Here is a 12,634-nt window from a genome sequence, read left to right as displayed (position 1 = left end):
GCCGGCGACGCCGAGGTCGTCCAGGAGCCGACCGAGCAGCCGTACGGCATCCGCGACTGCGCCTTCCGCGACCCCGCGGGCAACCTGATCCGCATCCAGGAGCTGCGCTGAGCCGTCCGGTCATCGCAGCCATGACCTGCGAGCTGATGCGTGACGGCCGCTGGTCGGTCTGCCGCCCCGGCCGGCGCGCCGCGTGGCCGAGGCCACAGGGGCTGCGCGGGCCGAAGCGGCGTGGATACTTGGTTCCTGCGCCGAGCGCGACCCCGGCCGGTGTCAGCCGGACGGGTGTCGGGCCACCCCGGCCGACACCGTCGATCAGATGAGCAACGACCGTTGCCGCGACCGCGCCGACCACCCAGAACCAGAGATACCGCTCGAAGCTGGTCAGATCGGGCCGGGCGACGTCGACGGACACCGCGACGGCGGTCCCGAGTAACAGATGGAGACACGATGAGCACGGCCACGAGGACGGACACGCAGTCACCCGCTCTGCACGTTGCCGACAGCCACGATCTGATCCGCGTGCACGGCGCGCGCGTGAACAACCTCAAGGACGTCAGCATCGAGATCCCGAAGCGCCGGCTGACGGTGTTCACCGGCGTCTCCGGCTCCGGAAAGAGCTCGGTGGTCTTCGGGACCATCGCCGCGGAGTCGCAGCGGCTGATCAACGAGACGTACAGCGCCTTCGTGCAGGGGTTCATGCCGACGCTGGCGCGGCCCGAGGTCGACGTGCTCGACGGGCTGACCACCGCGATCATCGTCGACCAGGAGCGGATGGGCGCCAACGCCCGTTCCACGGTCGGCACCGCCACCGACGCCAACGCGTTGCTGCGCATCCTCTTCAGCCGACTCGGGAAACCGCACATCGGCTCGCCCCAGGCGTTCTCCTTCAACGTCGCCTCGATCAGTGGCGCCGGTGCGGTCACCGTCGACCGCGGGGGCAGAACGACGAAGGAGCGGCGGAGCTTCCGCATCACGGGTGGCATGTGCCCGCGGTGCGAGGGCATGGGCAGGGTGAGTGAGTTCGACCTGTCCGCCCTGTACGACGACAGCAAGTCGCTCAACGAGGGTGCGCTGACCATCCCCGGGTACAGCATGGACGGCTGGTACGGCCGCATCTTCAGCGGCTGCGGCTTCTTCGATCCGGACAAGCCGATCCGCAAGTTCACGAAGAGGGAGCTCCACGACCTCCTCTACAAGGAGCCGACCAAGGTCAAGGTCGAGGGCATCAACCTGACGTACGAGGGTCTGATCCCGAAGATCCAGAAGTCGTTTCTGTCCAAGGACCGCGAGGCGATGCAGCCGCACATCCGCGCGTTCGTGGATCGGGCGGTCGTCTTCTCCACCTGCCCCGACTGCGGCGGCACCCGACTCAGTGCGGCGGCCCGGTCGTCGAAGATCAAGGGGATCAACATCGCCGACGCCTGCGCGATGCAGATCAGCGACCTCGCCGGGTGGGTGCGGGGTCTGGACGAACCGTCCGTCGCGCCGCTGCTGGCGGCGTTGCATCACACCCTCGACTCGTTCGTCGAGATCGGGCTCGGCTACCTCAGCCTCGACCGCCCGTCGGGGACGCTCTCGGGCGGTGAGGCGCAACGCACCAAGATGATCCGACACCTCGGGTCGTCGCTCACCGACGTGACCTACGTCTTCGACGAACCGACCATCGGGCTGCACCCGCACGACATCCAGCGGATGAACGAGCTGCTGCTGCAACTGCGCGACAAGGGCAACACCGTGCTGGTCGTCGAGCACAAGCCGGAGGCGATCGCGATCGCCGACCACGTCGTGGACCTCGGCCCCGGCGCCGGCGCCGCCGGTGGCGAGGTGGTGTTCGAGGGGACCGTCGAGGGGCTGCGGCTCAGCGGCACGCTCACGGGGCGGCACCTGGACGACCGGGCCGCCGTGAAACCGTCGGTGCGGACATCGTCGGGGGTGCTGGAGGTGCGCGGCGCCACCACCCACAACCTTCAGGACGTGGACGTCGACATCCCGCTCGGCGTGCTGGTCGTCGTCACCGGCGTGGCCGGGTCGGGCAAGAGCTCGCTGATCCACGGCTCGGTGGCCGGGCGGGACGGTGTGGTGTCGGTCGACCAGGGCGCGATCCGCGGCTCGCGACGGAGCAACCCGGCGACGTACACCGGTCTGCTCGACCCGATCCGCAAGGCGTTCGCGAAGGCCAACGGTGTGAAGCCGGCGCTGTTCAGCGCCAACTCCGAGGGGGCCTGTCCCACCTGCAACGGCGCCGGCGTCATCTACACCGACCTGGCGATGATGGCCGGCGTCGCCACCACCTGCGAGGAGTGCGAGGGGAAGCGGTTCCAGGCATCGGTGCTGGAATACCACCTCGGCGGCCGCGACATCAGTGAGGTGCTCGCGATGTCGGTGACCGAGGCCGAGGGATTCTTCGGCGCCGGCGAGGCGCGGACCCCGGCGGCCCACGCGATCCTGCGGCGGCTCGCCGACGTCGGGCTCGGCTACCTCTTGCTGGGCCAGCCGCTGACCACGCTGTCCGGCGGTGAGCGGCAGCGGCTCAAGCTGGCCACCCGGATGGCCGAGAAGGGCGGCGTCTACGTCCTCGACGAGCCGACCACCGGCCTCCACCTCGCCGACGTCGAGCAACTGCTCGGCCTGCTCGACCGGCTCGTCGACTCCGGCAAGTCGGTCATCGTCATCGAGCACCACCAGGCGGTCATGGCGCACGCCGACTGGATCATCGACCTCGGCCCCGGCGCCGGCCACGACGGCGGCCGGATCGTCTTCGAGGGCACACCCGCCGACCTCGTCGCCGCCCGCTCCACCCTCACCGGCGAGCACCTCGCGGCCTACGTCGGCACCTGACCGAGGCCCTCGCGGGACACGGTCCACCTCACGAGGCGTGGCGGACCTCGGTGTCCCAGAGCTGCGTCCACGGGCGCCGCAGTCCCCGGCAGACGAAGACCGGCAGACCGTTCTCGTCGTTGTCCACGTCGACCCGTGGGCGCGGCCGGCGGTCACGGTTCGGGCACGCGCGGGCGGATTACTGGTCGCCGTCGAGCGGGGCGTCCGACTAGCGTGCCTGGCATGCGCATCCGGGATTTCACCGAGGCCGACTGGGAGCAGGTCTGGCCGATCGTCGAGGACGTCGTCACCGCCGGGGACACCTTCCCGTACGACCCGACCTGGACGCCCGAAATCTGCCACGACGTCTGGGTGGAGGCGGCGCCCGGCCACACGGTGGTGGCGGAGGAGGACGGCAAGATCCTCGGCACCGCCAAGATGGGGCCGAACAAGCCCGGCCCCGGTGCGCACGTCGCCACCGCCAGTTTCATGGTGTCCGCCGCCGCCCGCGGCCGCGGCGTCGGCCGGGCCCTGTGCGAGTACGCGCTGGACTGGGCCGGCCGGCAGGGGTATGCGGCGATGCAGTTCAACGCGGTGGTGGAGGTCAACGAGGCGGCGGTGCGGCTGTACCGGCAGCTCGGGTTCACGGTGATCGGCACGGTGCCGGAGGCCTTCGCGCATCCCACCCTGGGGCGGGTGGGCCTGCACATCATGCACCGTCCCCTGTGAACGGCGCCGGTGGGCGACGATGACGGCATGAGAGATGAGCCGATCGAGCTGGCCGCCGCCCTGGCGGGTTTCGACCAGCTGTGGAGCCCGCGCATCGTCACGAGAGTCAACGACTACGACGTCCGGATCGCCAAGGTGGCCGGTGAGCACGTCTGGCACGTCCATGAGCACACCGACGAGTTCTTCCTGGTGCTCGACGGGGAGCTGCGCATCGCGCTGCGCGACGGGGCGGAGGAGCGGGAGGTGGTGCTGCCGCGCGGCGCGGTGTTCGTGGTGCCGCGCGGCGTCGAGCACCGGCCGTCCAGCGCCGGGGGCGCGTCGATCCTGATGTTCGAGCCGTCCGGCACGTTCAGCGTCGGGGACCGGCACGAGACGGTCCCCGACCACGTGGACGCCACCACCGGGCACGCCCTCTGACAGCGCCTCAGCGCCCCGCCGGGACCTGCTCCGCCGGGGCGGGCGGGGCGTTGACCGGCCAGCCGAGCCGGCGTACCGCGGGGACGGCGGCGGTACCGGCGCAGGCGAGGGCGACCAGCGCCCCGGCGACGGCGAGCGGCACCGGCAGGCCCCAGGCCCGGGACGCCAGTGGGGCGAGGGCGTAGCCGAGCGGCATGGCGCCCAGCGACACCAGCCAGTCGTACGAGGTGACCCGGGCGAGCACCTGTGGCGGGAACTGGCCCTGCACCACGGTCTCCCAGATCGGGTTGAGGAAGCCCAGCGCGGCCAGCGCGAGGCAGTAGGCGGCGATGACCGCGCCGGCGGGCGCGGCGACGGCCAGCAGGAGCAGCGGCGCCGCGTACGTGGCGAGGCCCAGGTTGGCCACCAGTACGGGTCGGCGCGGTCGGGCTCGGGCGGCCAGCAGCGATCCGGCGAGCATGCCGACGGCGCCGCCCTGCTGCAGCAGCACCCAGACGCCCTCCCCGCCGAGGCGGTCCACCGCGATCACCGGCCCGAGGGTGAGCAGCACCGCGGCGGCGCCGTTCCAGACGCCGTGGGCGAGCAGGCTGCTCCAGAACCAGTCGCGGGAGCGCACCTCCCGCCAGCCGAGCGCCAGGTCGGTCCGGATGGACCGGCGGGGCACGGGAACGTGGCGGACGCGGATGACCGACAGCAGCAGCGCGCTGAGGGCGAACGAGAGGGCGTCCAGGACGAACGCCCAGCCGGGGCCGGCGGTCCAGATCAGCAGCCCGGCCAGGGCGGGGCCGAGCAGCCGGCTGGCGTTGGCGGTGACGCCCATCAGCGCGTTGGCGCGCTGCCGGGCGTCGGGCTCGACGGTGCCGGCGACCAGCGGTGACGCGGTGGGCATGGCGAAGGCGGAGGCCACGCCGCCGAGCGCGGCGGCCACCGCGATGTGGGTCAGCGACGGGGTGCCGCCGAGCAGTTCGGCGCCGACGACCAGTTGGGCGACGCAGCGCGCCAGGTCGGTGCCGATGGCGACGCGCCGGGCGTCGAAGCGGTCGGCCACCACGCCGCCGAGGGGCAGCAGGAGCAGCCGGGGGAGCATCGCGCAGCCGAGGACGAGGGCCAGCGCCGCGGTGGAGCCGGTGGCGCGGAGCACGGCGAGGGCCAGCGCGGTGGGCACCACCGCGTCGCCGACGGCCGAGACGGTGCGGCCGAGGAAGAGCAGCCGGAAGGAGCGGAGCCGGAGGGGATGGGTCACCCTCGCAAGGTAGTTCGACATCAAACATTTCGTCAACGAATATTTCGGTGTCGACGTATGCTGGTGCCGTGACCGACCGCGCAGACCTGCACGTACGGCGTTGGCTGCCCGTGCTGCCCGACCTGGACCCGGACGTCGAGGGCGCCGTCACCCGAATGCAGTTCCTCACCCGGCGCCTGCGTGCGGTGAAGGAACAGGCGCTGGCGGACCTCGACCTGCAGGAGAAGGAGTTCGGCACGCTGCACGCCCTGGCCGGGCGCGGCGGTCGGGCGGCGCCGTCGGAGATCGCCGCGGACCTCGGCATGGCTCCCGCCTCGATCACCGCTCGGGTGGACGGGCTGCTACGGCGGGACTTCGTCCGCCGGATCCCCTCCGCCGTCGACCGGCGGCGGGTCGACGTGGAGCTGACCGACGCCGGCCGGGCCGCCTGGCTGCGCGCGATGGACGTCGTGGGCGGCGAGGAGCACCGCCTGCTCGGCGCGCTGGCCCCGGACGAACGCCGGCTGCTGTCGGACCTGCTGCGCCGCGTCGTCCTGGTCGCCGACGGACCCGCCCGCTGAACGCCGCCACCACCCGGCCGCGGGCCGGCACCTGATCGGCCACGGTCCGGCGGAGACGGAAAGCCGTTCACCGCCCGGTGAGGATCGGGCGGTGACGACCTGGACGACGAGCCCCACCCACCCGGACGAGCCCGAGGCGGCGATCCTGCTGGGGGAGTACCTGACCCTGTAGGCCCGCCACGGGTACGTCGAAATCCCGCCTACAACAACGGCAGGTACGCCGAGCACTGGTTCGAGAAGGCGCTACCGGCCGGAGTTGACGACACCGACCCGGCGCGCTAAATAAATAACTGAGGACTTGAGTCGCCAAGACTCAACTTGACACCTTCGGCCAGGAGAACCGAGGAGGCACGACCATGCTGATGCGTACCGACCCGTTCCGTGAGATCGACCGGCTCGCCGAGCAGTTCTTCGGCACCACCGCCCGACCGGCGGTCATGCACCTCGACGCCTACCGCGACGGCGAGTGGTTCTACGCCGCCTTCGACCTGCCCGGCGTCGACCCGGACAGCATCGACTGCACTGTGGAGCGCAACGTGCTGACCGTCCGCGCCGAGCGGCGCCGCCCCACCGGGGACAAGGTCGAACTCGTCGCCGCCGAGCGGCCGATGGGCACCTTCACCCGTCAGCTGTTCCTCGGTGACACCCTCGACACCGACAAGCTGGAGGCGGGCTACGAGAACGGGGTGCTGACCCTGCGCATCCCGATCGCCGAGCGCGCCAAGCCGCGCCGGATCAGCATCACCGCGCCGGCGAACGGCAACGGGCGCAAGGAGATCAACGCCTGACCGTCGGACCGGCGGGGGCGTCCGACCCGGGCGCTCCCGCCGGTCGGGCAGGCGGCGGATACAGCCCGGCGAGGGCGTGCGCGGTGGCGCTGAACCGCTCCCGCAGCTCCGCCGGGGCGAGCACCTCCACCTCGGCGCCCAGCTTGAGCAGCTCCACGTGCCCGTGCCTGACCGACTCGATCGGCACAGTGGTCTCCAGCCAGCCGGATTCGTCGGGCGCACCGGCTGCGGCGCGGGCGGCCCGGCTCATCTCCGGCGGGAAGACGTACGCCATGAACTCCAGCGCGGCCACCGTCATCCGCACCCGGGCCTCGTCGCGGTAGACGTCGCGCTCGTACCGGTCGGTCCACTCCCGCCAGAAGCCGGCCAGGTCGAAGTCGGCCGGCCGGTCGAACCCCTCGTCCAGCACCACCAGGTCGAGGACCGCGCCGACCCGGTAGGTGCGTACCTGCTCGCCCGAGCGGGCCACCAGGTACCAGCGGCCGGCCTTGAGCACCACGCCCAGCGGGGCGAGCACCCGGGTCACCTCCCGCGGGGCCTTCCACCGGCGGTAACGGACCTCGACCAGCCGGTCCTCCCACACCGCGCGGGCCAGCCCCGTCAGGTGCGGGGTGGGCTCCGGGTTCCGGAACCAGCCCGGCGCGTCCAGGTGGAACCGCTGCCGGGCCCGGCCGCCCCGATCGGCCAGTTCGTCGGGGAGCGCGGCGAGCAGCTTCAACTCCGCCGCCGCGAGCACCGGGCCGAGGCCGAGGTCGGCGGCCGGACCGGGCATGCCGGCCAGGAAGAGCGCCTCGGCCTCCGGCGCGGTCAACCCGGTCAGCCGGGTCCGGTACCCCTCCAGCAGCCGGTACCCGCCGGCCGGACCGCGGTCGGCGTACACCGGCACCCCGGCGGCGCCGAGCGACTCGACGTCGCGGTAGACGGTCCGCACCGACACCTCCAGGGCGTCGGCGAGCTCCTGGGCGGTCATCCGCCCCCGGGTCTGCAGGAGCAGCAGCAGGGAGACCAACCGGCTGGCACGCACCGGCCGACCGTAACGCCGGCTCCGACCGGTGCCGACGCCGGGACGGAAGATCGCTCGGGGACTGTGACCTTTGCCCGATTCTCGCCGGGCGCGCCTCGTCGCCATTCGCGGCGAAGGCTGAGAGCCTTTCTCACATGCTGCGCCCCGACGTCCTGCCCCGCGGGTCGGTGCGGTCCGCCCTGCCCGGCGGGCCGACCGATTTCACCGAGGCGTGGCTGCGCAACCGGCGGCTGTCGGAGCACACCCGCGACGCGTACCGGCGGGACGTCACCGGCTGGCTGACCTGGTGCGCCGGGCGCGGCCTGGACCCGCTGCGGGCCAACTTCCTCGACGTCAACGCCTACGGCCGCGAACTGGAGTCCACGCTGGGGGTCCGCAGCGGCCGGCCGCTCACCCCGGCCACCGTCGCCCGCCGACTGTCCGCGCTGTCCAGCTGGTACGACTTCCTGGTCAAGCTGCGCGCCGTCGACGCCAACCCGGTCTCCGGGGCGGACCGGCCACGCATCGACCGGGACCACTCGGCCACGGTCGGCCTCACCCCGGAGGAGGTCGACGCCCTGCTCGCCGCCGCCGAGGCGGACACCGGCTCGACCGCCGCCCGCAACCGGGCCGCCATCGCGCTCCTGGCCGACCTGGGGCTGCGGGTCGGCGAGCTGATCTCGCTCGACCTGGCCGACCTGGGCGCCGAGCGGGGACACCGCAGCGTGCGGTTCGTCGGCAAGGGCGGCAAGGTCCGCCGGCGCGCGCTGACCCCCGGCACCGCGTACGCGCTGGACGCCTACCTGGCCGCCCGGGCCGCCGCGCAGGGGGTTACCGTGCCGGAGCTGACCGGCCCGCTGCTGGTCACCGCGACCGGCGCCCGGCTGGACCGGCACTCGGTGTTCCGGCTGGTGCGCCGGCTCGCCCGGGCGGCGGGGATCCCGGCCTGGGCGAAGCTGTCGCCGCACTCGCTGCGGCACGCGTTCGCCACCACCGCCCGCGCGGAGGGGGTGCCGCTGGAGGACGTGCAGGACGCGATGGGTCACGCGGATCCCCGCACCACCCGCCGGTACGACCGGGACCGGCACAACCTCGACCGCGACCCGGCGTACGTCATCTGGGCCGCTCGCGCCCGCCGCCGCGGCTGAACCCGGTAATTCCGTTGCCGGAGTGAGTGGTCACTCCGCACAGTGGGTGGCATGACCGACACCACTGATCGCCGGCGCCGCGCGCCGGGAATGACGCCCGACCGGCGGCGCGCGATGATCGTGCAGGCGGCCCTGCCGCTGCTGGCCACGCACGGCGCGACGCTCACCACCGCTCAGGTCGCCCGGGCGGCCGGCATCGGCGAGGCGACCGTCTTCCGCGCCTTCGCCGACAAGGAGGCCCTGCTCGACGCCTGCGTGGTCGAGGTGCTGCGCCCCGACACGGTGCTCGACGAACTGGCCGCGATTCCGCTGACGCAGCCGCTCGGTGACCGACTCTCCGACGCGGCGAGCGCGCTGCTCGCCCACTTCGACCGCCTCGGCGCCGTACTCGGCGCCCTGCACGCGGCCGGACGACCCGGGCGGGGCCGCCCCGGCGAGCAGACGACGGCCGACGCCGAACGGGGGGCGGCTCCGGATGGGCCGGCCACGCCGGCGCGGCCCAAACCGGTCGGGGCCGACCGACCGCCGGCGTCGGCGCGCGAGGAATCGGCCCTGGCCGTCCGGGAGGCCGTCGCCGCCCTGTTCGCCCCCGAACGGGACCGGCTGCGGCTGCCCGCCGACCGGCTGGCCGGGCTGTTCCTCGCCGTGCTGCTGCCGGCCCGCCCGCCACTCGCCCTCGCCGCGCCGACCCCGGCCGAGCTGGTCGACCTGTTCCTGCACGGCGCGCTGAGCCGCGACCCGCTGCCCGGGGCGGATCGATGACCGTCACGCTCAACCACACCATCGTCCCCGCGGTCGACCACCGGGCGGCGGCCCGGTTCTTCGCCGACGTGATGGGCCTACCGATCCTGCCGCCAGCCGGCCGCGACGGCCACTTCGCCCCGGTACGCGTCAACGACCAGCTCACCCTCGACTTCATCAGCGTGCCCGCCCCGGAGGGGCATCACCTCGCCTTCGACGTGGACCCGGACACCTTCGACGCGATCCTGACCCGGTTGCGCGACGGCGGCGTGCCGTACGGCAACGACCCGCGGACGCCCGACAACGGGCGCGTGGACCATCCACTGTGCGCCCGCGGGCTCTTCTTCCGCGACGACTCCGGCAACCTGTACGAGGTGATGTCCCCGGCCTGACCGTCGCACCTGCGGATTACGGTGCGGCAATGCGACACGGACTGGAGATCTGCTGCGGCGGACCGTCGGTGACGGCGTCCCTCCTGGTCGAGTTGGGGGAACTGGCCGAGCGGGCCGGCTGGGACGGGGTGTTCTTCGAGGACTACCTCATCTACTACGACGGTGACGACCCGCCCACGTACGACCCGTGGCTGCTGCTGGCCGCGATCGCCGGGCGCACCGGCCGCATCCGGCTCGGCACCACGGTGACCTCGTTGCCGCGCCGACGTCCGGCGAAGCTGGCCCGGGAGGTGTTGACCCTGGATCATCTCTCCGCCGGCCGCGCCACCGTCGCGGTCGGCGTGGGCGACCCGAAGGATCGCGGCGTCGCGGGGTTCGGGGAGCAGACCGACCTGAAGACCCGGGCGGCGATGCTCGACGAGGGTCTCGACCTGCTGGTCGGTCTGGTCGGCGGCGAGCGGGTCACACACCAGGGCACCCACTACCGGGCCGACGGGGTGACGCTCCGGCCGGCGCCGGTGCAGACGCCCCGGGTACCGGTCCGGGTGGGTGGCAGCATCCAGGCGAAGGCGGTGCTGCGCCGCGCCGCGCGCGCCGACGGGATCGTGCCGTACAAGCTCGCCGACACCGACGGCTGGTCGGACTTCAGCCCGGACGAGGTGCACGACCTGGTGGGCGCGCTGCCGGCAACCCGCGCCGACGGGGAGCCGTTCGACGTGGCGGTCGGCGGCCGCCGTCGCCGGCCGGACGAGCGCGCCGAGCGGGCGTACGTGGGCGAGCTGGCGGCGGCAGGGGCGACCTGGTGGCTGGAGTTCATCCCGGCCGGCGACCCGGAAATGATGCGGGCGGCGGTGGCGCGCGGGCCGCTACGCTGACCGGTCGAGCCCGACGGCGATCAGAGCCGGCGGGCGCCGGGCCGCTCGCGGGCGTCGTAGTCGTCTCGGGCCCGGTCGACCTTGTCGAGGTTGGCGGTGGACCACTCGGCGAGCGTGGCGAACAGCGGCGCGAGGCTGCGCCCCAGGTCGCTGATCTCGTACTCCACCCGGGGCGGGACCTCCGGGTGGTAGGTGCGCACGACAAGGCCGTCGCGTTCCAGTTGCCGCAGCCGCTGGGTGAGCACCTTCGGGGTGATGGTGCCGAGGCGGCGGTCCAGCTCGACGAACCGCTGCCGGCCGTACTCGTGCAGCGCCCAGAGGATGGGCGTGGTCCAGCGGCTGAACACGATGTCGACCACCGGGGCGATCGGGCAGGCCTGCTCCGGGTCGACGTCCACTCGGGACGCCGGGGTGGTGCTGGTCACATTCACTCCCTCGGCCATTACTTTCCTCTAGGTACCTACTATACGCAGGAAGGTACCGTCCTCTCAGTCCAGAGCGAACTCGGAGGAATTGTCATGATCGTGGTGACGGGAGCGACGGGGAACGTGGGACGGCCGCTGGTGCGGGCGCTGGCGGCGGCCGGCGAGCAGGTGACGGCCGTGTCGCGGCAGGTGTCTGCGGCGGACGTACCAGAACGGGTGCGCCCGGTGGCGGCCGACCTGGCCCACCCGCCGGGCCTGAAGGCGGCGCTCGACGGCGCGGAGGCGCTGTTCCTGCTGCTCACCGGTGACCTGCTGGCCGGCGGCGCCGACCTCGGCGGCATCCTCGACGGCGCCCGGGACGCCGGCGTACGGCGGGTCGTCCTGCTGTCCTCGCAGGGCGTCGCGACCGGGCGGCACCCCGCCGGACCGGAGGAGGCGGTGACCGGGTCCGGTCTGGACTGGACGGTGCTGCGCCCCGGCGGGTTCCACTCCAACGCGCTGCAGTGGGCCGGGACGGTCCGGGCGCAGCGGCTGGTCGCCGCGCCGTTCGGCGACGTTGCGCTGCCGACCGTCGACCCGGCCGACATCGCGGCGCTCGCCGCCGTCGCGCTGCGGGAGCCCGGCCACGCCGGTGCGACGTACGAGCTGACCGGGCCGGAGCCGATCTCGCCGCGGCAGCAGGCGGCGGCGATCGGGCGGGCGCTGGACGAGCCGGTGCGCTTCGTCGAGCAGACCGCCGCGCAGGCCCGGGCGCAGCTGCTGCGCTTCATGCCCGAACCCGTCGTGGCGGCGACCCTCGGCATCCTGGGCACTCCCTCGCCGGCCGAGCAGCGGGTGAGCCCCGACGTCGAGCGGGTCCTCGGCCGCCCGCCGCGCCCCTTCGCCGAGTGGGCGCTGGGCAGCGTCGACGCCTTCCGCTGACGACCCGGCCACCGGCCCGCCGGGCGGCGCACGGCCGCCCGGCGAGGCGCGGTGCTCAGCCCTGCGGGCGGGGGCAGATGCAGAACGGCTGGCCGATCGGGTCGATCAGCACCACCCAGCGTTCGCCGCCGGGCTGGAACTCCGGCTTCGCCGCGCCGGCCGCCACGAACTCCTTCTCCGCCACCGTGAGGTCGTCGACGTAGAGGTCGAGGTGGTAGCGCTTGCCGGCGGTCTCGTCGGGCCAGGCGGGCGGCGCGTAGCCGGGCACCAGCCCGAACCCGATCGAGACCCCGTCCTTGCTGATCATGGCGTATTCGGCCTGGCTGTGGGTGATCTGCCAGCCCAGCACGCGGGCGTAGAACCCGGCGTGGGCGGCCGGGTCGGAGCTGTCGAGGTTGACCATGGCGAGGTCGGCGGTCACTGTCATGCCGGCCAGTCTCCCCGCCGTACCTGACACCTTGTGGCAGGTACGGCGGGCCGTTCTCAGCAGAGCGGTTCCCGGTGCCGGTGCGCGTCGGCGGCGATGTCCCCGCGCCGGCGCCGGCGCCGCGCCCACAGCCGGGCGGCCGCCT

At 73.4% G+C, this 12,634-nt stretch carries 14 protein-coding genes and 1 pseudogene; 11 read left to right on the top strand and 4 right to left on the bottom strand.

Annotation, left to right across the window (positions count from 1 at the left end; all coding sequences use genetic code 11):
• The 4 genes and pseudogenes from ACFOYX_RS31165 to ACFOYX_RS31150 form a co-directional block, all read left to right on the top strand.
• Window positions 1-111 (top strand): annotated as a pseudogene (locus ACFOYX_RS31165) (VOC family protein); the annotation flags it as partial.
• Between the two features lie 339 nt (window positions 112-450).
• Entirely contained in the window at window positions 451-2,841 is a 2,391-nt protein-coding gene (locus ACFOYX_RS31160; protein WP_322439336.1) for an excinuclease ABC subunit UvrA, read from the top strand.
• Window positions 2,842-3,063: 222 nt separating this feature from the next.
• The gene (locus ACFOYX_RS31155; protein WP_109805669.1) at window positions 3,064-3,549 is read left to right on the top strand and encodes a GNAT family N-acetyltransferase; all 486 of its coding nucleotides are present in this window, start codon (window positions 3,064-3,066) and stop codon (window positions 3,547-3,549) included.
• Window positions 3,550-3,576: 27 nt separating this feature from the next.
• Window positions 3,577-3,966: a cupin domain-containing protein gene (locus tag ACFOYX_RS31150; protein ID WP_322439335.1), complete on the top strand. Its 390-nt coding sequence runs from the start codon at window positions 3,577-3,579 to the stop codon at window positions 3,964-3,966.
• A 7-nt stretch (window positions 3,967-3,973) separates the two neighbouring features.
• Here the strand turns inward: ACFOYX_RS31150 and ACFOYX_RS31145 are convergent, their stop codons facing one another.
• Window positions 3,974-5,209 carry an MFS transporter gene (locus ACFOYX_RS31145; RefSeq protein WP_322439334.1) on the bottom strand — a complete coding sequence of 412 codons (1,236 nt, stop codon included), beginning with the start codon at window positions 5,207-5,209 and terminating at the stop codon, window positions 3,974-3,976.
• A 68-nt stretch (window positions 5,210-5,277) separates the two neighbouring features.
• Between ACFOYX_RS31145 and ACFOYX_RS31140 the strand changes: the two genes are divergently transcribed.
• Together ACFOYX_RS31140 and ACFOYX_RS31135 are read left to right on the top strand one after the other, a co-directional pair.
• Complete coding sequence (locus ACFOYX_RS31140; protein WP_201750016.1) at window positions 5,278-5,769, top strand: MarR family winged helix-turn-helix transcriptional regulator; 492 nt, start codon at window positions 5,278-5,280, stop codon at window positions 5,767-5,769.
• A gap of 356 nt (window positions 5,770-6,125) precedes the next feature.
• Window positions 6,126-6,557, top strand: coding sequence for an Hsp20/alpha crystallin family protein (locus ACFOYX_RS31135; RefSeq protein WP_109805672.1), 432 nt, complete (start codon window positions 6,126-6,128; stop codon window positions 6,555-6,557).
• Here the strand turns inward: ACFOYX_RS31135 and ACFOYX_RS31130 are convergent.
• Complete coding sequence (locus ACFOYX_RS31130; RefSeq protein WP_322439333.1) at window positions 6,547-7,581, bottom strand: WYL domain-containing protein; 1,035 nt, start codon at window positions 7,579-7,581, stop codon at window positions 6,547-6,549. The two genes, ACFOYX_RS31135 and ACFOYX_RS31130, sit on opposite strands and share 11 nt — an antisense overlap.
• A 134-nt stretch (window positions 7,582-7,715) precedes the next feature.
• Here ACFOYX_RS31130 and ACFOYX_RS31125 point away from each other — a divergent pair, with 134 nt between their 5' ends.
• The 4 genes from ACFOYX_RS31125 to ACFOYX_RS31110 are packed head-to-tail and all read left to right on the top strand — an operon-like array spanning window position 7,716 to window position 10,716.
• A complete protein-coding gene (locus ACFOYX_RS31125) occupies window positions 7,716-8,708 on the top strand; it encodes a tyrosine-type recombinase/integrase (protein WP_322439332.1) in 993 nt (330 codons plus the stop codon).
• Window positions 8,709-8,759: 51 nt separating this feature from the next.
• Window positions 8,760-9,470: a TetR family transcriptional regulator gene (locus ACFOYX_RS31120; RefSeq protein WP_322439331.1), complete on the top strand. Its 711-nt coding sequence runs from the start codon at window positions 8,760-8,762 to the stop codon at window positions 9,468-9,470.
• A complete protein-coding gene (locus tag ACFOYX_RS31115) occupies window positions 9,467-9,841 on the top strand; it encodes a VOC family protein (RefSeq protein WP_322439330.1) in 375 nt (124 codons plus the stop codon). The genes ACFOYX_RS31120 and ACFOYX_RS31115 overlap by 4 nt, the downstream gene beginning before the upstream one ends.
• A gap of 29 nt (window positions 9,842-9,870) precedes the next feature.
• Window positions 9,871-10,716: an LLM class flavin-dependent oxidoreductase gene (locus ACFOYX_RS31110; RefSeq protein ID WP_322439329.1), complete on the top strand. Its 846-nt coding sequence runs from the start codon at window positions 9,871-9,873 to the stop codon at window positions 10,714-10,716.
• A gap of 20 nt (window positions 10,717-10,736) precedes the next feature.
• Here ACFOYX_RS31110 and ACFOYX_RS31105 read toward each other — a convergent pair whose 3' ends face one another.
• Window positions 10,737-11,141: a helix-turn-helix domain-containing protein gene (locus ACFOYX_RS31105; RefSeq protein ID WP_322439328.1), complete on the bottom strand. Its 405-nt coding sequence runs from the start codon at window positions 11,139-11,141 to the stop codon at window positions 10,737-10,739.
• 93 nt (window positions 11,142-11,234) lie between these two features.
• On the opposite strand from ACFOYX_RS31105, the gene ACFOYX_RS31100 reads away from it, so the two are divergent.
• On the top strand, window positions 11,235-12,062 hold the full coding sequence (locus ACFOYX_RS31100; protein ID WP_322439327.1) for an NAD(P)H-binding protein: 828 nt from the start codon (window positions 11,235-11,237) through the stop codon (window positions 12,060-12,062).
• A 55-nt stretch (window positions 12,063-12,117) separates the two neighbouring features.
• Here ACFOYX_RS31100 and ACFOYX_RS31095 read toward each other — a convergent pair whose 3' ends face one another.
• Complete coding sequence (locus tag ACFOYX_RS31095; RefSeq protein WP_322439326.1) at window positions 12,118-12,489, bottom strand: VOC family protein; 372 nt, start codon at window positions 12,487-12,489, stop codon at window positions 12,118-12,120.
• Window positions 12,490-12,634 lie beyond the last annotated feature (145 nt).

This window comes from Micromonospora sp. GCM10011541, assembly GCF_042650725.1.
Lineage (GTDB): Bacteria > Actinomycetota > Actinomycetes > Mycobacteriales > Micromonosporaceae > Micromonospora > Micromonospora sicca.
Note: the sequence above shows the minus strand (reverse complement) of the source record. Positions and strands in the feature narration are given on the sequence as shown.

What these genes read in the sequence shown, in the direction of transcription:
- ACFOYX_RS31155 (WP_109805669.1), top strand. Translation starts at nt 3,064, where the DNA reads ATGCGCATCCGGGATTTCACCGAGGCCGACTGGGAGCAGGTCTGGCCG.
- ACFOYX_RS31160 (WP_322439336.1), top strand. Translation starts at nt 451, where the DNA reads ATGAGCACGGCCACGAGGACGGACACGCAGTCACCCGCTCTGCACGTT.
- ACFOYX_RS31100 (WP_322439327.1), top strand. Translation starts at nt 11,235, where the DNA reads ATGATCGTGGTGACGGGAGCGACGGGGAACGTGGGACGGCCGCTGGTG.
- ACFOYX_RS31120 (WP_322439331.1), top strand. Translation starts at nt 8,760, where the DNA reads ATGACCGACACCACTGATCGCCGGCGCCGCGCGCCGGGAATGACGCCC.
- ACFOYX_RS31110 (WP_322439329.1), top strand. Translation starts at nt 9,871, where the DNA reads ATGCGACACGGACTGGAGATCTGCTGCGGCGGACCGTCGGTGACGGCG.
- ACFOYX_RS31095 (WP_322439326.1), bottom strand. Translation starts at nt 12,489, where the DNA reads ATGACAGTGACCGCCGACCTCGCCATGGTCAACCTCGACAGCTCCGAC.
- ACFOYX_RS31125 (WP_322439332.1), top strand. Translation starts at nt 7,716, where the DNA reads ATGCTGCGCCCCGACGTCCTGCCCCGCGGGTCGGTGCGGTCCGCCCTG.
- ACFOYX_RS31115 (WP_322439330.1), top strand. Translation starts at nt 9,467, where the DNA reads ATGACCGTCACGCTCAACCACACCATCGTCCCCGCGGTCGACCACCGG.
- ACFOYX_RS31135 (WP_109805672.1), top strand. Translation starts at nt 6,126, where the DNA reads ATGCTGATGCGTACCGACCCGTTCCGTGAGATCGACCGGCTCGCCGAG.
- ACFOYX_RS31150 (WP_322439335.1), top strand. Translation starts at nt 3,577, where the DNA reads ATGAGAGATGAGCCGATCGAGCTGGCCGCCGCCCTGGCGGGTTTCGAC.